The organism is Bacillus sp. HY001 (genome assembly GCF_007558965.1).
GTDB lineage: Bacteria > Bacillota > Bacilli > Bacillales > Bacillaceae_G > Bacillus_A > Bacillus_A mobilis.
Genome location: NZ_VLTE01000009.1, coordinates 18483 through 42323, shown reverse-complemented (window position 1 = coordinate 42323; position 23841 = coordinate 18483). Strand labels below are relative to the sequence as shown.

The following is a 23841-nucleotide window of genomic DNA, read 5'->3' as shown; positions in this document are numbered from 1 at the left end:
GGAATAGGATTATGACTGAAAATCACTACTTATTATTAACACCAGGACCATTAACGACAACAAAAACGGTAAAAGAAGTTATGTTATACGATTGGTGTACGTGGGATGCTGAATATAACACGATGGTGCAAGATGTAAGAGCTAAACTTGTATCGTTAGCAACGAAGGAAGAAGAGAAATATACGACTGTTCTCATGCAAGGAAGCGGTACGTTTTCAGTTGAAGCAGTAATCGGTTCTGTTATTCCTAAAAATGGAAAATTGCTTGTTTGTACAAATGGTGCGTACGGTAAGCGAATTGTACAAATGGCAAAGATGTTACATATAGATGTGGTGGTTAGTCAAACGGAAGAATGGGAGCCTACTAATATTGCAGAAGTAGAAAAGATATTACAACAAGATAAAGAGATTACACATATTGCAGTTGTTCATTGTGAAACAACAACAGGTATTATCAATCCAATTGTAGATGTATGTAAATTAGGGAAGCAATATGGAAAAGTAACACTAGTTGATGCAATGAGTAGTTTTGGTGGTATTGAAATAGATATTGCTGAGTTGCAAATTGACTTTCTAATTAGTAGTGCGAATAAATGTATTCAAGGGGTTCCTGGGTTTGGCTTTGTTATTGCAAAGCGCGATGAATTGTTGAAATGTAAAGGGCAGGCACGTTCATTATCATTAGATTTATACGATCAGTGGGAGACGATGGAAAATCAAAATGGAAAATGGCGTTTTACGTCACCTACACATGTTGTACATGCTTTTTATCAAGCACTACTTGAATTAGAAAAAGAGGGCGGAGTAAAAGCGCGTTACAATCGATATTATAACAATCAAAAACTATTAGTGAATAGAATGAGAGAAATCGGATTTAAGTCACTAGTAGATGAAAAATATCAATCGCCTATTATTACATCTTTCATTTATCCAGAAGAGTGGTTTGATTTTGGGCAGTTATACAATGAATTAAAGCGCGATGGATTTGTTATTTATCCAGGTAAAATTTCAAAAGTAGATACATTCCGCATTGGAAATATCGGTGATGTACATGAGGCAGATATTAATCGTTTAGTTGATAGTATTGCTAAAGGAGTTGTTATAGGTTGAAAGTATTTTGCTTAGGTGGAGCAGGTAAAATTTGTCGTGAAGCAATTTTAGATTTAGTGCAATTTTCATCTTTTGAGACGATTACAGTAGCTGATTTTAATGAAGAAGAGGGCCTGAAAGTAGTAGAATGGCTCAACGATCCTCGGGTTGATTTTGTGAAAGTAGATGTAACGAATCATGAGGATACGGTTGCAAAAATGAAGGGCTATGACATTGTAATGGATGGCACGACGATAAAGCTAAATGGTTTGTCAACTCGATGTATTGCAGAAGCAGGTTGTCACGGTGTGAATTTGAATGGGTTTGGTGAAGAAAATGACTCACATTCTATATTTGTTCAAAACGGAAAAACATGTTTACCTGGTTTTGGTATGACGCCAGGTGTAACGCAAATGATGGCAATGCATGCAGCAAATCAGCTAGATACTGTAGAATCAGTTCGTGTCAGCCACGGTTCGTATCGCCCGATTGCTTTTTCTGCATCAATTACAGAAACAACGACATATGAATACGATCCACATTTACCATCGCGTACAGTGTATGAGGATGGTGAGTTTAAGCAAGTACCTCCGTTTGCGCGTCCGAGAGAAATAGAATTACCGGCGCCTTATGGTAAGACAACGCAGTATATAATCCCGCATTCTGAAACGATTACGTTAGCAAAAGCACTGAAAAATAAAGGCGTCAAACTGATAGAGACGAGAGGGACGTGGCCAAAGCAAAATATGCAACTCGTACGTGCGTTATATGATTACGGTATATTGCGTAATGATCAAGTTGAAATAAATGGAGAAGAAATCGGTATTATGGATTGTATTTCGAAGTATTTATTGCAATCGAAAGAGGGACAAGAAACAGAAATTTATGGTTATGCACTTCATGTAGAAGTAATAGGTATGAAAAATAATGAGAAACAAAGGCACGTATTATATCATACACACCCGTTATCTGATGGATCTGTTGTAGGGTGGGAAAAATTAAGAGCTTATACGAGAAACGTCGGTATTCCGTTTGGGATTGCTACAGAGTTAATCGCAAATGGAAATGTAAATAAAGTTGGTGTTGTGACACCTGAGGAAGCTTTTGTAAAGCCACAAATTATTTTTGATGAACTAGTAAAGCGTGGTATTCATATTCATGAAGAAGTTTTTACTGAAAAAGAAAGTTATAACTTTGTATAAGTAAGGTAGTTTATGAGGTAGAAATCAATGGGGTGAGGCTATGTCTGTAGTAGGTGAAGAAAGAAAGCGAACCATTCTTGAGAAGGTAGAGTTTAAAGGGAAAGTAAAAGTTTCAGAGTTAGCGAGAGAGTTTGCTGTATCGACAGAGACGATTCGCCGTTATTTAGAAGAATTGGATCGCGAAAAGAAGTTGAAGAAAGTGTATGGTGGAGCCGTCCAACTTCCGGGAGCTGGAATAGAGGCACCAATGTTAGAACGAGAGATGCTGCATATAGAAGAGAAGAAGAGAATTGGGTATAAAGCAGCGACGTTTGTGGAAGATGGAGATGTGATTGCGATTGATGACGGAAGTACACCTCTTCAAATGGTGCCATATCTTGTTCACCGTAAAAATTTAACGATTGTAACAAGTTCATTTCCAGTAGCAACACAATTAATTTCTTCTATTAATAAAAAGATGTTTCACGGTGAAGTTTTATTTATTGGTGGAAAAGTATCTCCAAAGCATTCACGTGTGTCAGGGTCTATTTCACAGCAAGTAATCCAGCAATTTCATTTTCATAAAGCATTCGTGTCGATTGATGGATTGTTACCTGGTTTTGGGGTTTCTAGTTTTGAATTAGAAAAGGCGAAACTGTCAGAAGCAATGCTGAAATTAGCTGAGAAAACATATATTTTATGTGATCATACAAAAGTAGGGGTAAAAGGAAATTACCGAATAGCAGCATTTTCGCGTATTCAACATGTAATTTGTGATAAGAAAATGCCTTATAGTTTTGAAGAGGAAGTCAAAAAGCATAATATTCAATGGACGATTTGCTAAATAAATTGAACTCCCACCTGATTTTGAGGTGGGAGTTTTACTGTCCGCAAAAAACGGGATAAAAGATTTGGATTTATGCAAAAAGTGGACACATTTTCTCATCTCTTTCATATAATTTACCAATACAAAAAAAGTTGGTCGAAGGAAAGAAGGGGAAAGTATGTCAGAACGGATATATAATAAACTTGTATTGTATGCAAATATTTTGCAAAAAATTGGTTTTATTAATGAAAAAGAAAAAAGTGAAATTCTTCATACGATAAGTAAAAAGGCCCTCTGAATAAAGGGCCTTTTTATTATTTTCTTTGGAAATATAAATTTAATGTAATATTCTTATTGACAATGATAATGAGATTCATTATCATTTATTTGTAGGTAAATGATAAGTGTTATCAATTAATATATATATGATAGGGGATATTATTTTGAAAAAAAAATATATGAAGGCGTTAGTAGTAGCGACAACATTAGCAATTCCATTTGCTGCATACTCTACTCCAGCATTAGCAGCACTAAAAGTTGAAGCAAATCAATCGGTCGTAGCAGCTAGTGAACGTACATACGATACTGAGATTAAAATATATAAGGACCAAAAAGACGAGCCATCTATGGTTTCTCAATATATAAAAGATCCTAAAGTAGCGATTGCAGACGGGAAAAAAATTGTTACTGTAACAATACAAGATAGCGATTATTTTCAATATCTTAGAATAGAAGATAAAAACCAACCAGGTGTATTTCATGATGTGAAAGTTTTGTCAGAAGATAAGAGGAAAAATGGAACGAAAGTAGTTCAATTTGAAATTGGCGAGTTTGAGAAGAAGCACAATATGCAAATGCATATACTTATTCCGGCTATTGGATACGATCATAAATATCAAGTTCAATTTGAAATAAAAGATCCAACTGTAGGTGACAAAGAAGCAGAGAAACCAGATGATAACTCTAATTCAGGCAATACGGGAACGGATTATCCAGTTGATAATCAAAATATGATAACAGATAACAAATTAAGAGAACTTGTTAATAAAAAAGTATTTAATAGAAAAGATTTAAATACACCAATTACGAAAGAAGAGTTATTACAAGTAAAGGACTTGTTTTTAAATACGAATGAGATTCTTGATTATAGTGCATTAAAATATATGCCAAATTTAAAATCTTTAACAGTTGCGAATGCAAAGATAACAGATCCGTCGTTCTTTGCGAACTTAAAGCAATTAAATCATTTAGCTTTGCGTGGTAATGAATTTTCAGATGTAACGCCACTTGTTAAGATGGATAATTTAGAATCTCTTGATTTAAGTAATAATAAAATTACAAACGTTGCACCATTAGTTGAGATGAAAAATGTAAAAAGTTTATATCTATCAGGAAACCAAATAGAAGATGTAACAGCATTATCGAAAATGGAACAACTAGATTACTTGAATTTAGCAAATAATAAAATTACGAATGTTGCTCCATTAAGCGCGTTGAAAAATGTAACATACTTAACTTTAGCTGGTAATCAAATCGAAGATATTAAACCGTTATATTCATTACCTTTAAAGGACTTAGTATTAACGCGTAATAAAGTTAAAGATTTATCGGGTATTGATCAAATGAATCAATTAAATAAATTATTTATCGGAAAAAATCAAATAGAAGATGTGACACCACTTACTAAAATGACTCAACTTACAGAACTAGATTTACCTAACAATGAGTTAAAAGATATTACGCCATTATCTAGTTTAGTAAACTTACAAAAACTTGATTTAGAAGCAAATTATATTTCAGACTTATCGCCAGTTAGTAAGTTGAATAAGTTAGTATATTTAAGTTTTGTTGCAAATGAAATCCGCGATGTTAGACCAGTAATAGAACTAAGTAAGAAAGCTTATATTAATGTTCAAAACCAAAAAGTTTTTCTAGAGGATACAGAAGTAAATAAAGAAGTAAAAGTACCTATATACGAAAAAGACGGCGAGGTATCTACAAAAATCCGTTTGAAGAGTGATGGTGGTACGTATAGTAATGGTGTAGTGAAATGGAACACACCAGGTGAGAAAGTATATGAGTTTGGAGTGAAAGATCCATTTGCGGATACAGGAATCTTCTTCACTGGTTCTGTGATTCAAAAGGTTGTAAATGAAAAAGTAGCCGAAGAAGTAATAGAGTTTAAAGATGTACCAAAGGGTCATTGGTCAGAGAAAGCAATTAATCATTTAGCGAAAGAAAAATTATTTGTAGGCTATGGAAATGGAAAATTTGGATTTGGTGACAATATTACGCGCGGTCAAGTAGCAGTTTTAATACAAAAGTACTTGAAACTGGAGCGTAATCTAGAACAGAAAGGGAAGTTCACAGATACGAAAGGGAATGCATATGAAGGGGCTATTGAGGCAGTTGCACAAGCTGGAATTATGACTGGATACGATAATGGTCAGTTCCGCCCAGATGGAGTATTAACTCGATATGAAATGTCAGTAGTATTACAAAAAGTATTCCAGTTAAAGGGAAATGAAAAGAGTGTAGAGAGCTTTATTGATGTACCGACTGGTCATTGGGCAGAAGGATATGTGAAAGCGTTAGCGGATAATAATATATCAAAAGGTGATGGAAAAGGAAACTTTTTAGGTGATGATTTCGTAACACGTGAACAATATGCACAGTTTTTATATAACGCGATAACGCGATAACGAAATAAAAGATGAGAAAATACGTTATTCTTTGATTTAATAAGAATAACGTATTTTTTATGTACAAAATGAAATGGGCAATAGACAGGAGTATAGATATATGAATGGCCCATTTTAAAGAAGAGCTGTGAAACTATATTGACAAAAAGGCGTTCTCGTGTGATAATTCAATTAAATTTTTAGAATAATCAAAAAATACTCCTTTTACATAGAAAGGATTCGAACATTATATAAATATTATGCCGGGGGTGACGAAATGTTATTTTTTCTAAAGAAATGGAATGAATTAAAAGATGTGAAATCTGAATTGGCACTTCGTGATTGGTTTTATGGTACAAAAATTAGTTTATCACTCTGTACGTCAAAAGAGCCGTTAACTTTTTTAGTAAACGTTGAGGGAAGAGATAAAGGGTTATTTTCAGAAGAAGACTTTATTGTTGTTAATTGTATGTGTGAGCCAGTATTTGAAAATGAAGAAAAACCAGCTGTAGAATCGTTTATGCATGCGGATATTTATAAAAAGAGTAGTGCAGAATGTATTTTACAAGTGCAGACTGTAGATAGCCATTTAATATCAGAGTTATATGGAGAAGAAGGGGAAGTAACATTTGATAAACGTAGCGTGGAACGTGTTTTTGGAAAAGAAGGTATAACAGAAATGACAATTCCCATTGTAGAAGATGAGAAAAAATTTGCTGATTTATTAGAAAATAATGTACCGAATTTTATTGAAGGTGGAGGAGTAGTTCTTGTTCATAATTATGGCATGATTGTGTGGGGGAAAACTCCAGAAGAAGCGAAAAAATGGCTAGAGGGTATAGAATATTTAATGAATTACCATGTAAAGTTGTTAATGATAAAAGGTGCAAAGAGCTCTGTTATATAAAATGTTTGTGATATCGTTACAAGCCAACAAACAAATGAAAGCGTTTTAAAAATAATTTTACTCATAAAATATAGGTCTCCTTATTATATATAGATTACATGTTGACATGTAAGGAGGAACATATTTTGCGAGTTAAATATCATTTTCTGCCAAAACAGCAAGTAACATTTTGCAAAATAAGCGATTCAGGTGAAGAGGCTTTGCACATTATGAATGAAACGGGATTTCGAGCAATCCCTGTATTAGCAGAAGATGAAAAGAAATTCATGGGGATTATTTATAAAGTAGATCTTTTAGAAAAAAAGTGTGAAAGCGGATTAGAGAAATTAAGTACGGAACATATGCTGGAAGATTCCTCTGCATGTATTTTTGAAAAGGATTCTTTTTTTAGAGCATTTTATGTTATTCGTCGGCTTCCATTTTTAGCTGTGCTAAATGACTATAATGAATTTGTCGGTATCTTAACGCATTCCAATATATTTGATGTTATTGAAGATTCATTCGGTATGCGGACGGGTGGTTATATATTAACAATTGCAACACAAGATTGTAAGGGAACGATTAAAGAACTAGGGACATTGTTGAAAGCTTTTAATATCGGTGGACTATTTACGCTAGATAACGGTGATCAATATATTCGCCGCGTTATCGTAAATATAGCAGATGAGTTAAATGAAAAAAGACTGAAGCAATTAATCGAAAAAATAGAGAAAAAAGGATTCAGAGTGAGCCATGTAGATTATATTTAAGATGGAAAGGTACCAATTTGCTATATGCAGATTGGTACCTTTTTTAGTGTGAGTAATGAATCTTATTTTGAAACAGGAGGCGGAGATAATGCTAAATCAGATAAAAAAATAAAATCGGCATGTTCACGAATGTTAGGGATAGAAGACTCTATAACATGTGATGTAATTTCACCTGGAGGTCCAACGTGTCCGATAGCTACCATAATTGGTTTTTCTTGAAGTTTTTTAATGAGTAATTGGGCCTGTTTTGAAATATGTGCCGCTGTATACACATCATCAAAAAATAATTGGTTTTCAATAATAGGCACTCCTAATTCTTTCCCGATTTTTGGGACAACACTCTTAGGATTAGTTTTGCTATCTAAATAAAATAAACCGTGTTTTTTACAAGCTGCAAGTATAAGCCTTACAATTCTTTCGTCTGCAGTCACTTTTGATCCCATATGATTGTTCATCCCAATTGCATGTGGTACTTCTTGAATCGCTTGTTCGAGTCGGTTATTTATTTCTTCGTCGCTTAAATCAGTTGTAATTGCTTTTGGTCCAAGCCATTCTTTTTTACCTTTAATAGGTTCCATTGGCATATGTATAATAACTTCGTGCCCTTTTTTATGAGCCGCTATCGCATCTTCCTTTGTAGAAGGGAGAAAAGGCATAACGGCAACAGTCAGTGGAATAGGAAGTGATAACATTTTATCAGTCCCCTTCATATTATTGCCGAAGTCATCAATGACAATAGCAACTTTGTTTGTATGAGCTTTTGCTTGAACAGGAAATAAGAAGGATGGTAAGAACATAGTAAATATAAGCAATGCAATCGTATATTTGCGCATATAAATATTTCCTTTCTATTTTATCCGGCTATTTGCGAGCGGTGAGGAATGAACAAAATTCCGAATGATTAAATTGCACTTTATCAATCATCATTATGTTTTGCGTTTTTATATAAATTAAACAAAAAATGTCGAAGAAAAGTATATGGAAAATAGAAAATCCGCTATTTAATTGGTATTTGTAAAAAAAGAAGATGAAAAAAATGTCTATTATTGCGAATGTATTTACAAAGATAGAATAATTTGTAATAATTCTCAAAGTGAGGGTAAAGATTTGTAAATTACAGGGAGAAAATGTTAAATTTTCTGATTCTTCAAATTCAAATATGATGTAAGTAGTTAAAAGGCCGATGGAGAAGTGAAGCAGAGAGCATGGAAGTATAATAAGGGGGATATGAATGTTTACTGTAAAAAGGAAGTACACATTAGAAAAGCTTTCACGTGATATTCATATGAAACGTGAAGAAATGATTCAATTAGGTTTAACGAGTGGGTTAAATAGTATGGAGACGATTCAAGTGAGTCAAGAATTGGACAAGCTTATTTTACAGTACCAGTGTTATAAAGAAAAACAAACACCAAAATGGTTATCAATTATAAAGGTACCTATTTTTCAAATTGGGTATGAAGGGAAATCGAGTAATTTTTGGCGAATGCTTGTAGCTGGTTTTATGAAATAAGTATAATTACCCTTTTGGGAGAAGGATAATTATACTAGGTGTAACGGAATTTCGATATGAACGGTCGTTCCTTCGTTTTCTATACTGTCGATAAAAATATGCCCATTGTACATCTCTACAATTCGTTTACATATGACAAGCCCAAGACCTGTTCCAGTATCTTTATTAGTAAAGAACGGATGAAAGAGGTGTTTTTGAATATGTTTTGGAATCCCTTTTCCAGTATCTTTAATTTGCAATTGTGCGTGTGTTTCATTGTTCGTTACGGAAATAGTTAGTGTGTCACCAGAAGTCATGGCTTCAATTGCATTTTTTGTAATGTTTAAAACCACTTGTTTCATATGGTCTTTTGAGCAACGGATATGAACAGGATGGTCTGGCAAATGTAAATTGAATATAATGTTATGTAGATTCGCCTCAGATTGAATAATTAATGCTACCTCATTTAGAATGTTTCTCACATCATATGTTTGTTCAATGATAGCAGTTGGCTTTCCAAGAATAAGAAATTCGCTTACAATTTCATTAATCCGTTCTATTTCTTGTTCGATAACGGAAAAATAGAATTGATCTTGTTCATCTTTATATTTCTCTTTCAATAGAGCAACGAGTCCTTTAATTCCGGTAAGGGGATTACGGATTTCGTGGGCTGTACTAGCTGCAAAAGTGCCAACCAATTCAATTTTTTGTAGTTCATTTTGTTGTCTTTCCAGTTTTGTTTGACGTTTTAACAACATATATTGAGCAAGTAAAAATAAAATAGACATTAAAAATAAAGTAGCTATACACTCTATTGAAACCCACTGATATAATGTTTTTTGATGGATAGGCAATGGAGAAACAGAGACCTTCCAATTTAATCTTTGGAGTGGGGTAGTAAGCATATTAGAATGCGCATCACTTGTTTCTTTATTATCATCGGTGAGAAAAACTACATCATGTTTATCAGTTACTTCAAAATGGTATTGTGGCTTAATGGCATTTAAAGATGCTGAAATGTAGTCAAAGCGTAAACTTGCTAACAATAAGCCTGAGATTTCTTTCTGTTTATTAAAAATGGGAGAAGCAATTATAATAGCTTGATGTCCAAGAACACGATCCGTAATGACTGATGATATAGTTGTTTTCTTCGTCTGTAACGCGTCTTGAATATATTTACGATCTGAGACATCAACAGGTGGTCGGTCGCCTTCGGATGCGACTGTAATGATACCTTCTGGTGTAGCGTAATATAAACCAGAAAAGCGTGCATCGTTTTCATCAGTATCATGTACAATTTGTTTTACTCCATTTATATTTCCAGTCTCGGTTCCTACGACCTTTGAGAGCATTTCTAATGCGGAAATTGCTTCACCAAGGTGATGATCTAAATAGTCTCTATATAAAAAGAGAACCGTGTGAGCAGATAGTTTGTTTTCCTGCTTCATTTTATACGAATGATATGAATAAAATGTAGCACCAATCCCTATCGTTGGTAGGATAACAAGCAATATATATAAAACTATGCTGTGGAATTTGACTTTCAAATTTGGTACTCCTTCTTTTTTATTATCATTATATATAAACTATGTTAAAATTGTCATGTTTTTATTCAAGAATCATTCATAATATATTTGGGGAGAGGTAATGAATGAGTGAATACTCATTCGGAATTTACATGAAGTACTAAACTGTTTTTCTTTTTATTACTGAGAATTTAAGTGAAGGGTTGAAAGTTGTATGACATCAAATAATGAACGAGAAGATATTTCTCAATCTCTAAAAGTATTTATTGCATTATCTCGTGTACATCGTTCTGTTATGGATACTACAAATAAATCTATACAAAGTAACGGGTTAAATCCAACTGAATTTGCTGTATTAGAACTGTTATATCATAAAGGTGGTCAACCACTTCAGCAAATTGGTGAGCGTATTTTAATAGCGAGTGGCAGCATTACATATGTTGTAGATAAGCTAGAGAAAAAGGGACTAGTAAAGAGAATTCCGTGCCCGAATGACAGACGTGTTATTTATGCACAATTAACTGAGTCTGGAGAGAACTTTATTGCTTCTATTTTTCCAGGGCATGAACAAGTTATACATCAGTCTTTTGAAATGTTAACGAAAGAGGAAAAGGATGAATTACTTGATCTATTAAAAAAGATTGGAAAGTATGAAAAGTAATAGTATGTTCCAAAGGAGCTTTGGATAATGAAATCCAAGGCTTTTTTGTTTATATGTAATTATGACAGGATCTGCCGTATTTTGCTGAAGAATAAGAGGAGATTTGTAAGTAAGCATTGAATTATAGTAAGGATGCACATAATGGAGAGGAGGCTCGTTCATGTCATTTAAAGACTATGAATATAAACGGCCAAATATTGAAGAATTAAAAGAGAAGTTTACTGTTGCTTTAGAGAAGTTTGATAACGCCAAAACGGTAGAAGAGCAAAAACAAGTCATCAATTCAATTAACGAAATTCGCAACGACTTCGGTACAATGGGGAATCTTTGTTACATTCGTCATTCTGTCGATACGACAGATGCCTTTTATAAGGAAGAGCAAGATTTCTTTGATGAATTCTCTCCAGTTGTACAAGGATATGGTACAAAGTATTATCATGCGTTAATACATTCTCCATACCGTGAAGAATTAGAAGCGTATTATGGGAAGCAATTATTTGCTTTAGCGGAGTGTGATTTAAAAACATATTCTGATGATGTCGTGAAAGATTTACAATTAGAGAATAAATTGTCTTCACAATATACGCAGTTATTAGCATCTGCAAAAATTGACTTTGCAGGAGAAGAAAGAACGTTATCGCAGCTTATTCCATTTATGCAGGGGAAAGAAAGAAGTGAACGTAAAGTAGCAAGTGAAGCATATTACGGATTTTTAGCTGGGAATGAGGAAGAGTTAGATCGTATTTATGATGAGCTTGTTAAAGTGAGAACGAAAATCGCTAAATCTTTAGGTTTCAAAAACTTTGTTGAACTTGGATATGCAAGAATGTACCGTACAGATTATAATGCGGAAATGGTGGCGAATTATCGTCAGCAAGTACTTGATTATATCGTTCCAGTTACAACGGAATTAAGAAAACGACAACAAGCACGTATCGGTGTAGAGAAGTTAGCGTATTACGACGAAAACTTTGAGTTTGCTACTGGTAATCCAACTCCAAAAGGAGATGCGGATTGGATTGTTAATCATGGGAAAACGATGTATAAAGAGTTATCGGCTGAAACGGATGAATTTTTCAATTTCATGCTAGATAATGATTTATTAGATTTAGTTGCGAAAAAAGGAAAAGCTGGTGGCGGATATTGTACATATATTGAGAATTATAAAGCGCCATTTATTTTCTCAAACTTCAATGGAACATCTGGCGACATTGATGTATTAACACATGAAGCTGGTCATGCTTTCCAAGTATATGAAAGCCGTAAGTTTGAAATTCCAGAATACAATTGGCCAACGTATGAAGCATGTGAAATTCATTCTATGAGTATGGAATTCTTTACATGGCCATGGATGAAGTCATTCTTTGAAGAAGATGCAGATAAATATTATTTCTCTCACTTAAGTTCAGCACTTCTGTTTTTACCGTATGGTGTATCTGTTGATGAATATCAACATTATGTATATGAAAATCCAGAAGCATCACCAGAAGAGCGTAAGACAGCATGGCGTAATATAGAGAAAAAGTATTTGCCGCATCGTGACTATGAAGATAATGATTATTTAGAGCGCGGTGGTTTTTGGCAACGTCAAGGACATATTTATAGCTCGCCGTTCTACTATATCGACTACACGTTAGCACAAATTTGTGCACTGCAATTTTGGAAACGTGCAAGAGATAATAGACAAGAGGCGTGGGAAGATTATGTAACTCTGTGCCAACAAGGTGGAAGTAAATCATTCTTGGAATTAGTAGAAGTTGCAAATTTAACATCACCATTTGCTGAAGGTTGTGTGAAAAGTGTCATTACAGAAATAGAAGCGTGGCTACATGCGATTGACGACACAAAATTGTAAAAAACATGCGCTTTTTTTCACATGTTTAACATCGACATAGCGAGAAAATGATGAGATAATAAAAGAAAATTCAGAATACTAAAAGGTGTTTCTAATAGGAGCACCTTTTTTCACCAACAAAAAGGGGGGAAAGAAGTATGCTTCAATCTAATATGGATGTGAGTTTAGAAAGTTTGTTGAACTCGTTACAGTCTACCCGAAGCACGCTATTATCAGAAATTGAAATGTTAAATGATACAGAAGTGAATGTAAAACCGCGCCGTGATAAATGGAGTATTATTCAAATTTTGCATCATTTACATTTAGTTGAACAATCCGTCACGTCTGCCCTTGTATATGCTTTACAAAAAAATGAAAGAAACACGACTCCATTTAAAGACCTCCAACTTACGCTTGATCGCACACATAAACGAGAAGCTCCTCAGCAAATGCAACCAACAGAAACGTTAATGAAAAAACAGCAAGGAATTCAATTACTAGAACATTCACGACAAGAACTATTACACGCGCTTCATAGTGTGCTAGATGAAAAAGATCTATTTGAAAATGGATTAAAGCATCCGGTTTTTAATGATCTGAATTTGTATCAGTGGGTTCAATTTCTTGATTTGCATGAACAAAGACATCTTACGCAGTTAAAAGAGGCGAAACACGCAATTTTACAGCGATAATTAGAAGGAAGTGGGAGACCACTTCTTTTTTGATACGTGCATAGTTTTCTTTCTTATTTTGGAATACTACATGGAGAAAGAATAGAAGGAGTTGAAAAGTATGTCCAACAAAAAGAAAGAAGAAGAGCGCGCTTGGAAAGCACGTAAAGAAAATCAAAAACCACATGGAAAAGTGAAAGCCTTTGCTGAATTAGTTGAAGGAACAGAAAAAACGTGATGATTATTTCATCACGTTTTTTGTATGAGCGGAAAAGTTAATAAAAAGGTTGTACCAGTTCCTTTTTCGCTTATAATATCAATTTTTCCATTCATAGCTTGCACAACACTAAATACGACCATCATTCCAAGACCAGTCCCTTTTTCTTTCGTTGAGTAGAAAGGGGATCCAAGGCGTTTTACTTGTTCTTGATCCATACCAACTCCGGTATCTTTTATATACAATTGTATATGTTTATGATCTGGAACTAAAGTAAGTACGAGATCACCGCCTGTAGGCATAGCCTCAATACAGTTTTTTAAAATATTTAATAAACATTGGTTCAGTTTTTGTTTTTCACCAGCGATATAGAAAGATGTACTTTGTTTGATGTAGTGGATACGAACATTTGTTAAATTAGCAAGAGGTGTGATTAAAGATAAGGCGTGCAATAATTCTTCCTCTACTTGTAACTGTTGTTCTTTTTCAATACTTGGTTTCGCGAAAGTTAAATAGTCTGTAAGAACATGATTTGCTTGTTCGATTCCGTTGATGGCTATGTCGATATATAATTTTCGCTCTTGCTCAGTGCATGTATTTGATTGCAAAAGTTGTAAAAATCCTTTTGTTGAAGTTAATGGATTGCGAATCTCATGAGAGATGGACGCGGCCATTTCACCAATTAAATGGAATTTTTCAGCATTCATAAGTTCGTTTTGAAGACGAACTTGCATTTGTAGTATGTGTAGCAAATATAAAGTAAGGATTGTTCCGATTATTGTACATATTTCGTATACGATAATATGTGGTATGTAATCTGCACTATTTGTAACCTCTGAAAGGAAAGATGGTATCCACCCTAAGCCAAATATGAGACTGTAAAAGATAGCGAGTGCTATTTTTATACGATTAGAACTTCGGTTAAATAGTTTGTATGTTAATAGTAGAACAATAAACAGTAAAACCGAAGCGATAAGGGATGGGAATACACCTATTCCACCTAATAAGAAGCGGTATATGTTTAATACAGCTAAGATGGAAGCACCAGCAATAGGACCTCCTGTTAATGTACCGACAATTAATACGATATGGCGCATATCAAATTGAAATCCATAATTTGTTTTTGCCCCGAAAGTAATACATAGTACGGTAGTGAGGCAACACAATGTAATAAATATAGCTGAATTTAATTTAGGAGAGCGTTTCCCTTTTTGATTCCAAAATAAATGGAATACGAGCATGGTAACAAGGATGAATAATATATTTAAAAAGAGATAAATAATAAAGGGTTTCAGTAGGGTGCCTCCTCTCTTCTCACATTAAATTAATCATACTATAAAATGAAAGAAATGAAATGAGAAATAGCGGAAAAGTCAGAAATTTTTTCTGGTAGTATACAATATGTTACAATAAGCTTTGTCAATGAAAGAAGGAATTCCGTGCATTGCACGGGAGAGGTTCGCGAACTCCCTCTATAAAAAACTATGGAAACAACAATATCTTTAGGTATTGTTTTGTTTTTTTATTGTGACAGTTCAAGAACGTTCTTTCTTCTTATTCGTAGTAGAGAAGGAGAATGAGTGAAATGAAAAAAGAAAAGGCAGTTGTTGTTTTTAGTGGAGGACAAGATAGTACGACATGTTTATTTTGGGCAATAGAGCAGTTTGCAGAAGTAGAGGCTGTAACGTTTAATTACAATCAACGTCATAAGTTAGAAATTGATTGTGCAGCAGAAATTGCAAAAGAGCTAGGAATTAAACATACGGTACTTGATATGAGTCTATTAAATCAACTTGCTCCAAATGCGTTAACGAGAACGGATATGGAGATTACACATGAAGAAGGTGAATTACCATCGACGTTTGTAGATGGACGAAATTTACTATTCTTATCATTTGCTGCTGTATTAGCAAAACAAGTTGGAGCACGTCATATTGTAACGGGTGTATGTGAAACTGATTTTAGTGGTTATCCAGATTGCCGTGACGTGTTTGTGAAATCGTTAAACGTTACTTTAAATTTATCCATGGATTATCCGTTCGTAATTCATACACCACTTATGTGGATTGATAAAGCGGAAACATGGAAATTATCAGATGAACTTGGAGCATTCGAGTTTGTTCGAGAAAAAACATTAACATGTTATAACGGAATCATTGGTGATGGTTGTGGTGAATGTCCAGCATGTCAACTTCGTAAAGCAGGATTAGATACGTACCTACAAGAGCGCGAAGGAGCGAGTAACTAATGGATAACTTCTTTGGATTTCGCATCGTAGAAAATTTGCAAAAAATGGACAAGGATATTCAGCGCAAACAGCTTAAATATCATAATAAAAGAGTAATGGTCAGCAAGGAATTTACATTTGATGCAGCACACCATTTACACTGTTATGAAGGGAAATGTAAAAACTTACATGGTCACACATATAAAGTTGTATTTGGTATTAGTGGATATGTGAATGAAATAGGTCTTGCGATTGACTTTGGAGATATAAAAGAAATTTGGAAGAATGAAATAGAAATTTATTTAGACCATCGTTATTTAAACGAAACGTTACCAGCGATGAATACGACTGCTGAAAACATGGTCGTTTGGATTTACGAAAAGATGGCAGAAGCATTAATAAAAGATAATCGTGCGAACGAATATAAAGGAGCTCGCGTTGAATTTGTTCGTCTTTTCGAGACGCCAACTAGTTATGCGGAAGTAAGACGGGAGTGGATGCTCGATGAGTAAAATCCCTGTCTTAGAAATATTTGGTCCGACTATTCAAGGTGAAGGAATGGTTGTGGGACAAAAGACGATGTTTATCCGTACAGCAGGTTGTGATTATAGCTGTGCATGGTGTGATTCTGCTTTTACGTGGGATGGATCGGCTAAGGATCAAATTAGACAGATGACAGCAGAGGACGTATGGAATGAGCTTGTAGAAATTGGTGGCGAAAATTTTTCTCATGTTACGATTTCAGGTGGAAATCCAGCATTGTTGAAAAATATTGAGTTTCTTCTTTCTATATTAAAAGAGAATGGAATGCGGACGGCAATCGAAACACAAGGGAGTAAATGGCAAGATTGGTTACTTCAAATTGATGAGATAACGATTTCTCCAAAACCACCAAGTTCGACAATGAATACTGATTTTCAGAAGTTAGATGCTGTTATTCAGAAACTAGCAGGAAAAGATATTAGTTTAAAGGTAGTAGTATTTGATGACTATGACTTTGAGTATGCAGTTAAGATGCACGAACGTTATCCAGATGTACCATTTTTCTTACAAGTAGGGAATGATGATACAAAAACAGTGGATGATGTGATGCTGATTAAAAAATTATTAGATAAGTATGAGTGGCTTATTGATAAAGCTGTAAATTGTAAAGAGATGAATGATGCAAAAGTATTGCCGCAGCTTCATGCGTTAGTATGGGGAAATAAACGCGGAGTATAATGAGAAGGGATGTTTAAAATGGCAGGAAGATTAGATGAAGATTTAAAAGATGTAACGTTACTAGGAAATCAAAATACAAAATATTTATTTGAATATAGCCCAGAAATTTTAGAGGTATTTGATAATAATCATCCAAACCGTGATTATTTTGTGAAATTCAATTGCCCTGAATTTACAAGCTTATGTCCGAAAACAGGCCAACCAGATTTTGCGACAATTTATATTAGCTACATTCCAGAACAAAGAATGGTAGAGAGTAAATCTTTAAAGCTATATTTATTTAGTTTCCGCAATCACGGTGACTTCCACGAAGACTGCATGAACGTTATTATGAATGATTTAATTAAATTAATGGATCCACGTTACATTGAGGTATGGGGTAAGTTCACACCACGTGGAGGGATTTCAATTGATCCTTACTGCAACTATGGTCGCCCAGGAACGAAATATGAACAAATGGCAGACTACCGCATGATGAACCATGATCTATATCCAGAAACAATTGATAATCGTTAATATATAATAGAAAGAAAGGATCTGTATGTTATACAGATCCTTTTTTTCTATTATATTATGCATTTTGATTAATGACAGTATAGTTTTTATGACTTACAACTGTAAGAGGTTCCATATCTAGTTCTCTAAAATTTTCCATAATTGTTATATCTACAATAACGGAGTTTTGATTTACTTTTTGAACACGGCCTTGCATTCCACCTTTAAATTCAATGATATCTCCAGTTTCTGCGATCTGCATAAGCAACTCTCCTTGTTACAGTTTTCCAAAAAAAGAATAATTTTGGTTTTTTTTATTTCCTCCTATTTTGAACCATATTGTCCAGTTTGTAAATGTTTCCAAAGTAAAAATTCGAAAAATATTCACATTTTGTAAGAAAATATGCAAGAACTCCATATTAATAGAAAAAAAGAACGGTTTAAATGCGAACATCTTTATATGGGGGTATAATAAAAAATATACAATAACCTACTAAAGCGGGAGAAATTAGAGGCGGTAAAATGATGTTTGAATTTGTGGGGAGTGTTATAGCATTAACTTTATTTGTATTTTCTTATATAAATTTAAAAAAGATTCGTCATCATGAAACAACTACATATTTTGATGGGATGGATGGTATACATGCTGGGGTCACAAATGAGAGTGGCGGGGATATGTAAAGGTGTATAACTTTCTTTTTTTGCGTGGTATGATATTAAAAAATAGTACATAATAGAGTTCGTAAGTGATGAATGGAGAGTGGAAAGAATGAAGATTTCTTTTATTCGTCATGGTCGCTTAGATCGTACTATAGAACCAATGACGGTTACATCCTTTCATGAATGGATGAAAGGATATGACTTACATACTACAACAGAACAAGCACCTATACCAATGGAAACAAAGGAAGCGGTTGAAGTAGCAAAATTGATTGTAACGAGTGATCAAAGGTGTGCTGTACAGTCAGCAGCTGAATTAATGGATTCTTTATCCTTTATGCAAAATTCTCTTTTTAGGGAAGCTGAAGTTCCGACGAGTTTTTATGCTCCGAAAGGGTTGAAATGTAAACCTAACGTATGGATGTTTATCGGACGAACATTATGGATACTTGGTTACCATAAAGATGTTGAGTCTTATAAGGAAGTAAGAGAGAGGGCAAGGCAAGCGGCTTACTTATTACATCGTTACGCTCTCGTACACGGAAGTATTGCTCTTATAGGTCATAATTACATGAATGCAATGATTGGTGCGGAACTGAGAGCAATGGGATGGTCCGGTTCTCCTATTTTACATAGGAAGCCATGGGGATGTACAATCTATACATTCCACGAAGCGATGGATGGTAATGCATTACATACAAATTTAACATAAAAGCACACGATTTATATAAATCGTGTGCTTTCTTTTTAAGATATAGAAACTTTGATGTTTAATGTTTTTACGAGATGTGCATAAGGTTCGCCTACGAGCATAACGATTTGATCTTTTTTATAACCTAGCTTCTCGTATAGTGAATAGGCACGTTTGTTTTCTAAATTAACAAGTAATGCGATTTTTTCATACACCTTTTCAGTTGCATGGATTTCAGCAGCTTCAATTAATTTAGAACCAATGCCTTTTCCGCCATATGCACTTGAAACTGATAATGTATCAATGTAATATTCATCAAGTTCAGCTTCTTTTTCTAACGTAATCGATTCATCTTTATGTAATTCTCTTAAGTAATGTACAATTGGTGTATCAAGCGTTGTTGCTTCACTACCGTGATAAGCGACAATAACTCCAACTGCATCACCGTCTTGTTCATATACAAAACAGTTTTCGTAGCTCAGTCGATTTCTCTCTTTTGAGAACCATGTTTCAAGTCCTAGTAATACTTCTGTCTCAACTGTGCTACCAGTGATTTTTTCAGCAATTTCGTGCAGAGCGTTATACAATAAAGGCGCTACTAGCTTCGCATCTGTCTTTTTTGCTTTCCGAATCATAGTATCCCTCCTAGTTCTATTTGTATATTGTAGCATAGTGGTATGGAACTTTGCATAATTGAATGTCGAAATGTTTGATATAGAGAAGTAGCTATGTTAGTATATGATATTTAGTGGACATATAGTAAAGTGATATCGTTTGCAAATAATGAAAATGAAATGAAGGTATAGCATCTGGATAATTTTACAGTTGTTGACCTAAAGAATATACGATAAAATAAAATATTGCATAGAGGTGAAATACATGGATGAGCAATTAGCAAATACAATTTTGGATCAGCTGAAAAATGGTGAAATAAAGGAGTATGTTGCAACGAAAGATGTATTTTATACGTTTAGGAAAGTTGTAGTAGGGCGTGAAGATTTTAAACATATTATTGGGAACGCGCAGCGCGGCGGACAAGTAATTTATACATATTCAGAAACGCCACGTTCGTAACTAGAAGACTATAGGGGAGGAGAATTATGGGCGATTTTAAACAAGGTATATTACCGCATTGGGATTATATGTGGAAAGACAGAGCCGGCAATAGGTTTATGGGGATGGTTATGTACCCAGAGAAACGAAAGTGTTCGGAAAAAATGCTTCGAAAAATAAAAAGAGCATATGAAGAGGCTATAGAAATTAAAGTAACTGTACAAGTTCAACATACATATCAGCACGTAGAAGGAATGATTGTGTACTTTGATGAAGAAGCTCCTGTATGTACAATGATTGATAAAGATGAAAATCCACATCATATATTTGTAAAAGATATTTTGCGTATTGAGCACTCTGAATAATCTTTTCATAAATAAGTTGAATTTCCATAGTAATAATCTTTTTCTATAATAGTTATCTTTTAGTATGTAACGCGAACCGAAAGTATATGTATAATATTTAATAAACTAAAATTGATAAATGTAATCGTTTTTTAGAACAGATTATCGTTTCATGTCTGTTCTTTTTTGCGTGATGCTGGAGAAATATATTCCTCCAGCATTTGCCGTTTTATGACAAAATATATTGGTAACTTTTTTAAAAATAAGGTTAAATTCGTTGACAACTTTTTTGAAAAGCACTTTATTGACATGAGTTTTAGAATGTTGTTTCATAGTCATTGTATTGAAAAAAATCGACTATCTTGTCGAAAAGTAAAATTTAAAAAAAGAAAGAATTTATACATATATCTTGTGTCTTATTTTGAAACGTAATACAATATATAGAGAAATCAAGAAGCAACATACAGAGAGTATAGATTGGAGAGGGAGGGTCGGAAATGATAGTTGCATATGATTCTATGACAGGAAACGTGAAGCGTTTCATTCACAAATTAAATATGCCGGCCGTTCAAATTGGTGAAGATCTAGTAATAGATGAAGACTTTGTTTTAATTACGTATACAACAGGTTTTGGCAACGTACCAGAACGTGTTTTAGAATTTTTAGAGCGCAATAATGAAAAATTAAAAGGCGTATCTGCAAGCGGCAATCGTAACTGGGGAGACATGTTCGGTGCAAGTGCTGACAAAATTTCTGCTAAATATGAAGTGCCTATTGTATCAAAATTTGAGTTATCAGGAACAAATAACGATGTAGAATATTTTAAGGAAAGGGTGCGGGAGATTGCGACACATTGAACTGAATAATGAAATCACGCAAATGCAGGACGGTTTTTATCAGCTTCATAAAGATAAAGAGGCATTAGAAGTCTTTATGGAAGAAGCTAGAGAGAATACCGTTCATTTTAATAGCGTGGCAGAGCGAATGGAGTATATGAAAGAACATGATTACTATTACAACGTTCTGGACGAGTATAGCTTGGAGGAAGTAGAAGAGGTATATAACATCGCTTATGGTGAAAACTTCGAGTTCCAATCTTATATGGCAGCATCTAAGTTCTACAAAGATTATGCGTTAAAAACAAATGATCAAAAACAATACTTAGAAAGCTATGAAGATCGTGTAGCAATTGTTTCATTATACTTAGGACGCGGTGATGTTGCGAAGGCAAAACACTTCGCAAGCATGATTGTAAAACAAAACTACCAACCAGCGACACCAACCTTTTTAAATGCGGGACGAAGCAGAAGAGGAGAAATGGTGTCTTGTTTCTTGTTAGAGATGGATGACAGCTTAAATTCAATCGGCTTTAACATTAATACTGCAATGCAATTATCGAAAATCGGCGGGGGAGTAGCCTTAAACTTATCTAAGCTACGCGCACGCGGTGAGCAAATTAAAGGTATCGATAATGCTGCAAGTGGTGTAGTACCTGTTATGAAATTACTTGAAGATTCGTTTTCATATGCGAATCAGCTTGGCCAACGAAAAGGTGCCGGCGCAGTATACTTAAACATTTTCCATTGGGATATTATTGAATTCCTTGATACAAAAAAAATAAATGCCGATGAGAAGAGCCGTATTCAGTCTCTATCAATCGGAATTATCGTTCCAAGTAAGTTCTTTGAGCTTGCTGAGAAAAACGAACCTTTCCATGTTTTTGCGCCTTATACGGTGTATAAAGAATATGGCAAGCATCTAGATGATATTGATATCGATGAAATGTACGATGAATTAATGAGCAATCCGAAAGTGAAGAAGAAGCCGCTAGATATTAGTGCACGTGATATGCTTATTAAAATCGCTATGATTCAGCTTGAGTCTGGTTACCCATACTTAATGTTTAAATCAAATGCAAATAACCAACATCCACTGAAGGATATTGGAACTGTGAAGATGTCGAACTTGTGTTAAATATGTAGCACCTTCTAGTAGAAATGCTAGTCGAAAACTCCGTTAAACGGGGAAAGCCTCAAATTTGAGGTAACCTACCGTGCTAAATCTTATCTTAGAATGAAAATATAAAAGTTCAGAATGTATCTTATTATTTTGTATAGCAGAGTTATGGGACAACATAAAGTAATAAGAGACTTTCTGAAGTATTAAGATAAGTAAAAGCCTAACGACTATCCCTTATGGGAGTAGAGCGCAAGCGATTGGCGTTCGAAAAGCGGAGCACCTAATCAGGTAATGCTGTAGGTGATGATATAGTCTGTCCTGTATGGTGACATACAGCAGTTGCTTGAGCAACGGACTGAGGAGTAGCGAACTCGGTTGAACATTCGAGACAGAAATCTTCCAGCTTCAAGAAACTTCTGAAATAAATGATTACGGTACAGATGACATTATCCGCCGTGATATTAACTGTAACTTAGGATCGTTAAATATCGTGAATGTAATGGAAAATAAAGAAATTCGTGAAGCAGTGCATGCGGGAATGGAAGCTTTAACAGCTGTTTCTGATATGACAATCATTCCGAATGCACCAACTGTGAAAAAAGCAAATGATGAGCTTCATTCAGTTGGACTTGGTGCCATGAACTTACACGGATATTTATCTAAAAATAAAATCGCATATGAAAGTGCTGAAGCGAAAGAGTTCGCTCGTACATTCTTTATGATGTTAAATTACTACTCTATTGAGAAAAGTATGGAAATCGCTAAAGAAAAAGGCGAAACATTTAAAGACTTCGATAAGTCTGATTATGCAAATGGCACATACTTTGAAAAATACGAAACGACAGATTACAGCCCAGTAACTGAAAAAGTTCAGCAACTATTTGATGGAATTCATATTCCAACAAAAGAAGATTGGACAAGTTTAAAAGAGCAAGTGAAGAAGAATGGATTATATAATTCATACCGTCTTGCCATCGCTCCAACACAATCTATCAGTTACGTTCAAAATGCAACTTCAAGCGTAATGCCGATTGTAAGCCAAATTGAGTCAAGAACGTATGCGAATGCGACAACATATTATCCAATGCCGTATTTATCAAAAGATACGTTCTGGTACTATAAATCGTCTTACGATATGAATCAGTTTAAATTAATTGATTTGATCGCAGAAGTTCAAGAACATATTGACCAAGGAATTAGTACAATTCTTTACGTTAACAGTGATATTTCAACACGTGAATTAGCACGTTACTACATCTATGCACATAAAAAAGGCTTAAAGAGTCTGTATTATACAAGAACACGTAAGTTAAGCGTGGAAGAGTGTGTGGCTTGTACTGTTTAATGGCATATGGCCA

Annotated in this window: 26 protein-coding genes, 1 pseudogene and 1 riboswitch; of the genes and pseudogenes, 22 read left to right on the top strand and 5 right to left on the bottom strand. The window is 34.4% G+C overall.

The genetic code is table 11. The features are described from left to right. The first annotated feature begins 11 nt into the window (after positions 1-11). The 6 genes from phnW (at position 12) to cbpA (ending at position 7432) form a co-directional block, all read left to right on the top strand. Positions 12-1109 carry a 2-aminoethylphosphonate--pyruvate transaminase gene (gene phnW / locus FOT98_RS07525; RefSeq protein WP_063261895.1) on the top strand — a complete coding sequence of 366 codons (1098 nt, stop codon included), beginning with the start codon at positions 12-14 and terminating at the stop codon, positions 1107-1109. After that, positions 1106-2290 carry a saccharopine dehydrogenase family protein gene (locus FOT98_RS07520; protein WP_063261896.1) on the top strand — a complete coding sequence of 395 codons (1185 nt, stop codon included), beginning with the start codon at positions 1106-1108 and terminating at the stop codon, positions 2288-2290. Before phnW ends, FOT98_RS07520 begins: the two co-directional genes overlap by 4 nt. 40 nt (positions 2291-2330) lie before the next feature. Then, complete coding sequence (locus FOT98_RS07515; RefSeq protein ID WP_000117658.1) at positions 2331-3113, top strand: DeoR/GlpR family DNA-binding transcription regulator; 783 nt, start codon at positions 2331-2333, stop codon at positions 3111-3113. A gap of 425 nt (positions 3114-3538) precedes the next feature. Beyond that, positions 3539-5797, top strand: a complete 2259-nt coding sequence (locus FOT98_RS07510; protein WP_063261897.1) for an NEAT domain-containing leucine-rich repeat protein — start codon at positions 3539-3541, stop codon at positions 5795-5797. 256 nt (positions 5798-6053) lie between these two features. Next, positions 6054-6683 carry a class II aldolase/adducin family protein gene (locus FOT98_RS07505; protein ID WP_061678866.1) on the top strand — a complete coding sequence of 210 codons (630 nt, stop codon included), beginning with the start codon at positions 6054-6056 and terminating at the stop codon, positions 6681-6683. A 125-nt stretch (positions 6684-6808) separates the two neighbouring features. Continuing rightward, positions 6809-7432 (top strand): cyclic di-AMP binding protein CbpA, encoded by a 624-nt coding sequence (gene cbpA, locus FOT98_RS07500; protein ID WP_061678867.1) that lies wholly within the window; start codon positions 6809-6811, stop codon positions 7430-7432. Between the two features lie 62 nt (positions 7433-7494). Here cbpA and FOT98_RS07495 read toward each other — a convergent pair whose 3' ends face one another. Then, positions 7495-8265 (bottom strand): divergent polysaccharide deacetylase family protein, encoded by a 771-nt coding sequence (locus FOT98_RS07495; RefSeq protein WP_063261898.1) that lies wholly within the window; start codon positions 8263-8265, stop codon positions 7495-7497. A gap of 398 nt (positions 8266-8663) precedes the next feature. Here FOT98_RS07495 and FOT98_RS07490 point away from each other — a divergent pair, with 398 nt between their 5' ends. After that, positions 8664-8945: an aspartyl-phosphate phosphatase Spo0E family protein gene (locus tag FOT98_RS07490; RefSeq protein ID WP_000495532.1), complete on the top strand. Its 282-nt coding sequence runs from the start codon at positions 8664-8666 to the stop codon at positions 8943-8945. A 29-nt stretch (positions 8946-8974) separates the two neighbouring features. Here FOT98_RS07490 and FOT98_RS07485 read toward each other — a convergent pair whose 3' ends face one another. After that, a complete protein-coding gene (locus tag FOT98_RS07485) occupies positions 8975-10471 on the bottom strand; it encodes a DUF3149 domain-containing protein (RefSeq protein ID WP_063261899.1) in 1497 nt (498 codons plus the stop codon). A 193-nt stretch (positions 10472-10664) separates the two neighbouring features. On the opposite strand from FOT98_RS07485, the gene FOT98_RS07480 reads away from it, so the two are divergent. The 4 genes from FOT98_RS07480 to FOT98_RS32715 all read left to right on the top strand — a co-directional run bounded on the left by FOT98_RS07480 (position 10665) and on the right by FOT98_RS32715 (position 13854). Then, on the top strand, positions 10665-11111 hold the full coding sequence (locus FOT98_RS07480) for a MarR family winged helix-turn-helix transcriptional regulator (protein WP_000203340.1): 447 nt from the start codon (positions 10665-10667) through the stop codon (positions 11109-11111). Positions 11112-11271: 160 nt separating this feature from the next. Next, complete coding sequence (locus FOT98_RS07475) at positions 11272-12966, top strand: M3 family oligoendopeptidase (RefSeq protein WP_063261900.1); 1695 nt, start codon at positions 11272-11274, stop codon at positions 12964-12966. A gap of 137 nt (positions 12967-13103) precedes the next feature. Next, on the top strand, positions 13104-13637 hold the full coding sequence (locus FOT98_RS07470) for a DinB family protein (RefSeq protein WP_061678871.1): 534 nt from the start codon (positions 13104-13106) through the stop codon (positions 13635-13637). Positions 13638-13737: 100 nt separating this feature from the next. Beyond that, positions 13738-13854, top strand: a complete 117-nt coding sequence (locus tag FOT98_RS32715) for a DUF6254 family protein (protein ID WP_000066280.1) — start codon at positions 13738-13740, stop codon at positions 13852-13854. Positions 13855-13865: 11 nt separating this feature from the next. On the opposite strand, the gene FOT98_RS07465 is transcribed toward FOT98_RS32715, so the two are convergent. After that, entirely contained in the window at positions 13866-15074 is a 1209-nt protein-coding gene (locus FOT98_RS07465) for an ATP-binding protein (RefSeq protein WP_063261901.1), read from the bottom strand. Positions 15075-15281: 207 nt separating this feature from the next. Next, positions 15282-15325: riboswitch (PreQ1 riboswitch) on the top strand. 93 nt (positions 15326-15418) lie between these two features. On the opposite strand from FOT98_RS07465, the gene queC reads away from it, so the two are divergent. The 4 genes from queC to queF are packed head-to-tail and all read left to right on the top strand — an operon-like array spanning position 15419 to position 17797. Next, complete coding sequence (gene queC, locus FOT98_RS07460) at positions 15419-16081, top strand: 7-cyano-7-deazaguanine synthase QueC (protein WP_000711596.1); 663 nt, start codon at positions 15419-15421, stop codon at positions 16079-16081. Beyond that, the gene (queD, locus tag FOT98_RS07455) at positions 16081-16572 is read left to right on the top strand and encodes a 6-carboxytetrahydropterin synthase QueD (RefSeq protein ID WP_000368410.1); all 492 of its coding nucleotides are present in this window, start codon (positions 16081-16083) and stop codon (positions 16570-16572) included. Before queC ends, queD begins: the two co-directional genes overlap by 1 nt. Next, the gene (gene queE, locus FOT98_RS07450) at positions 16565-17281 is read left to right on the top strand and encodes a 7-carboxy-7-deazaguanine synthase QueE (RefSeq protein ID WP_063261902.1); all 717 of its coding nucleotides are present in this window, start codon (positions 16565-16567) and stop codon (positions 17279-17281) included. The genes queD and queE overlap by 8 nt, the downstream gene beginning before the upstream one ends. Before the next feature lie 18 nt (positions 17282-17299). Continuing rightward, positions 17300-17797, top strand: coding sequence for a preQ(1) synthase (gene queF, locus FOT98_RS07445; RefSeq protein WP_000918895.1), 498 nt, complete (start codon positions 17300-17302; stop codon positions 17795-17797). Positions 17798-17852: 55 nt separating this feature from the next. Here the strand turns inward: queF and FOT98_RS07440 are convergent, their stop codons facing one another. Next, a complete protein-coding gene (locus FOT98_RS07440; RefSeq protein WP_001165081.1) occupies positions 17853-18038 on the bottom strand; it encodes a YkvS family protein in 186 nt (61 codons plus the stop codon). A gap of 260 nt (positions 18039-18298) precedes the next feature. On the opposite strand from FOT98_RS07440, the gene FOT98_RS32275 reads away from it, so the two are divergent. Together FOT98_RS32275 and FOT98_RS07435 are read left to right on the top strand one after the other, a co-directional pair. Continuing rightward, positions 18299-18457: a hypothetical protein gene (locus FOT98_RS32275; protein ID WP_163097244.1), complete on the top strand. Its 159-nt coding sequence runs from the start codon at positions 18299-18301 to the stop codon at positions 18455-18457. A gap of 88 nt (positions 18458-18545) precedes the next feature. Further along, positions 18546-19148, top strand: a complete 603-nt coding sequence (locus tag FOT98_RS07435; RefSeq protein WP_063261903.1) for a hypothetical protein — start codon at positions 18546-18548, stop codon at positions 19146-19148. A 35-nt stretch (positions 19149-19183) separates the two neighbouring features. Here the strand turns inward: FOT98_RS07435 and FOT98_RS07430 are convergent, their stop codons facing one another. Further along, positions 19184-19762, bottom strand: coding sequence for a GNAT family N-acetyltransferase (locus FOT98_RS07430; protein WP_063261904.1), 579 nt, complete (start codon positions 19760-19762; stop codon positions 19184-19186). 244 nt (positions 19763-20006) lie between these two features. On the opposite strand from FOT98_RS07430, the gene FOT98_RS07425 reads away from it, so the two are divergent. From FOT98_RS07425 to FOT98_RS07400, 5 genes and pseudogenes are all read left to right on the top strand, one after another. Continuing rightward, the gene (locus FOT98_RS07425) at positions 20007-20201 is read left to right on the top strand and encodes a hypothetical protein (RefSeq protein WP_000344283.1); all 195 of its coding nucleotides are present in this window, start codon (positions 20007-20009) and stop codon (positions 20199-20201) included. 26 nt (positions 20202-20227) lie between these two features. Further along, a complete protein-coding gene (locus tag FOT98_RS07420; protein ID WP_063261905.1) occupies positions 20228-20545 on the top strand; it encodes a hypothetical protein in 318 nt (105 codons plus the stop codon). A gap of 476 nt (positions 20546-21021) precedes the next feature. Next, positions 21022-21381: a class Ib ribonucleoside-diphosphate reductase assembly flavoprotein NrdI gene (gene nrdI, locus FOT98_RS07410; protein ID WP_000634376.1), complete on the top strand. Its 360-nt coding sequence runs from the start codon at positions 21022-21024 to the stop codon at positions 21379-21381. Then, positions 21368-22495, top strand: a pseudogene (locus FOT98_RS07405) (ribonucleotide reductase N-terminal alpha domain-containing protein); the annotation flags it as partial. The gene nrdI and the pseudogene FOT98_RS07405, both read left to right, overlap by 14 nt. A 382-nt stretch (positions 22496-22877) precedes the next feature. Further along, positions 22878-23828, top strand: coding sequence for a ribonucleotide reductase large subunit (locus FOT98_RS07400; RefSeq protein WP_309599945.1), 951 nt, complete (start codon positions 22878-22880; stop codon positions 23826-23828). Positions 23829-23841 lie beyond the last annotated feature (13 nt).

Bases quoted from the DNA above. Each gene is read 5' to 3' on its own strand.
- FOT98_RS07465 (WP_063261901.1), bottom strand. From the start codon at position 15,074: ATGCTCGTATTCCATTTATTTTGGAATCAAAAAGGGAAACGCTCTCCT.
- FOT98_RS07470 (WP_061678871.1), top strand. From the start codon at position 13,104: ATGCTTCAATCTAATATGGATGTGAGTTTAGAAAGTTTGTTGAACTCG.
- FOT98_RS07490 (WP_000495532.1), top strand. From the start codon at position 8,664: ATGTTTACTGTAAAAAGGAAGTACACATTAGAAAAGCTTTCACGTGAT.
- nrdI (WP_000634376.1), top strand. From the start codon at position 21,022: ATGATAGTTGCATATGATTCTATGACAGGAAACGTGAAGCGTTTCATT.
- queF (WP_000918895.1), top strand. From the start codon at position 17,300: ATGGCAGGAAGATTAGATGAAGATTTAAAAGATGTAACGTTACTAGGA.
- FOT98_RS07425 (WP_000344283.1), top strand. From the start codon at position 20,007: ATGGATGAGCAATTAGCAAATACAATTTTGGATCAGCTGAAAAATGGT.
- FOT98_RS07440 (WP_001165081.1), bottom strand. From the start codon at position 18,038: ATGCAGATCGCAGAAACTGGAGATATCATTGAATTTAAAGGTGGAATG.
- FOT98_RS32715 (WP_000066280.1), top strand. From the start codon at position 13,738: ATGTCCAACAAAAAGAAAGAAGAAGAGCGCGCTTGGAAAGCACGTAAA.
- FOT98_RS07420 (WP_063261905.1), top strand. From the start codon at position 20,228: ATGGGCGATTTTAAACAAGGTATATTACCGCATTGGGATTATATGTGG.
- FOT98_RS07495 (WP_063261898.1), bottom strand. From the start codon at position 8,265: ATGCGCAAATATACGATTGCATTGCTTATATTTACTATGTTCTTACCA.
- queC (WP_000711596.1), top strand. From the start codon at position 15,419: ATGAAAAAAGAAAAGGCAGTTGTTGTTTTTAGTGGAGGACAAGATAGT.
- FOT98_RS07505 (WP_061678866.1), top strand. From the start codon at position 6,054: ATGTTATTTTTTCTAAAGAAATGGAATGAATTAAAAGATGTGAAATCT.
- queE (WP_063261902.1), top strand. From the start codon at position 16,565: ATGAGTAAAATCCCTGTCTTAGAAATATTTGGTCCGACTATTCAAGGT.
- queD (WP_000368410.1), top strand. From the start codon at position 16,081: ATGGATAACTTCTTTGGATTTCGCATCGTAGAAAATTTGCAAAAAATG.
- phnW (WP_063261895.1), top strand. From the start codon at position 12: ATGACTGAAAATCACTACTTATTATTAACACCAGGACCATTAACGACA.
- FOT98_RS07435 (WP_063261903.1), top strand. From the start codon at position 18,546: ATGAAGATTTCTTTTATTCGTCATGGTCGCTTAGATCGTACTATAGAA.
- FOT98_RS32275 (WP_163097244.1), top strand. From the start codon at position 18,299: ATGATGTTTGAATTTGTGGGGAGTGTTATAGCATTAACTTTATTTGTA.
- FOT98_RS07480 (WP_000203340.1), top strand. From the start codon at position 10,665: ATGACATCAAATAATGAACGAGAAGATATTTCTCAATCTCTAAAAGTA.
- FOT98_RS07475 (WP_063261900.1), top strand. From the start codon at position 11,272: ATGTCATTTAAAGACTATGAATATAAACGGCCAAATATTGAAGAATTA.
- FOT98_RS07430 (WP_063261904.1), bottom strand. From the start codon at position 19,762: ATGATTCGGAAAGCAAAAAAGACAGATGCGAAGCTAGTAGCGCCTTTA.
- FOT98_RS07515 (WP_000117658.1), top strand. From the start codon at position 2,331: ATGTCTGTAGTAGGTGAAGAAAGAAAGCGAACCATTCTTGAGAAGGTA.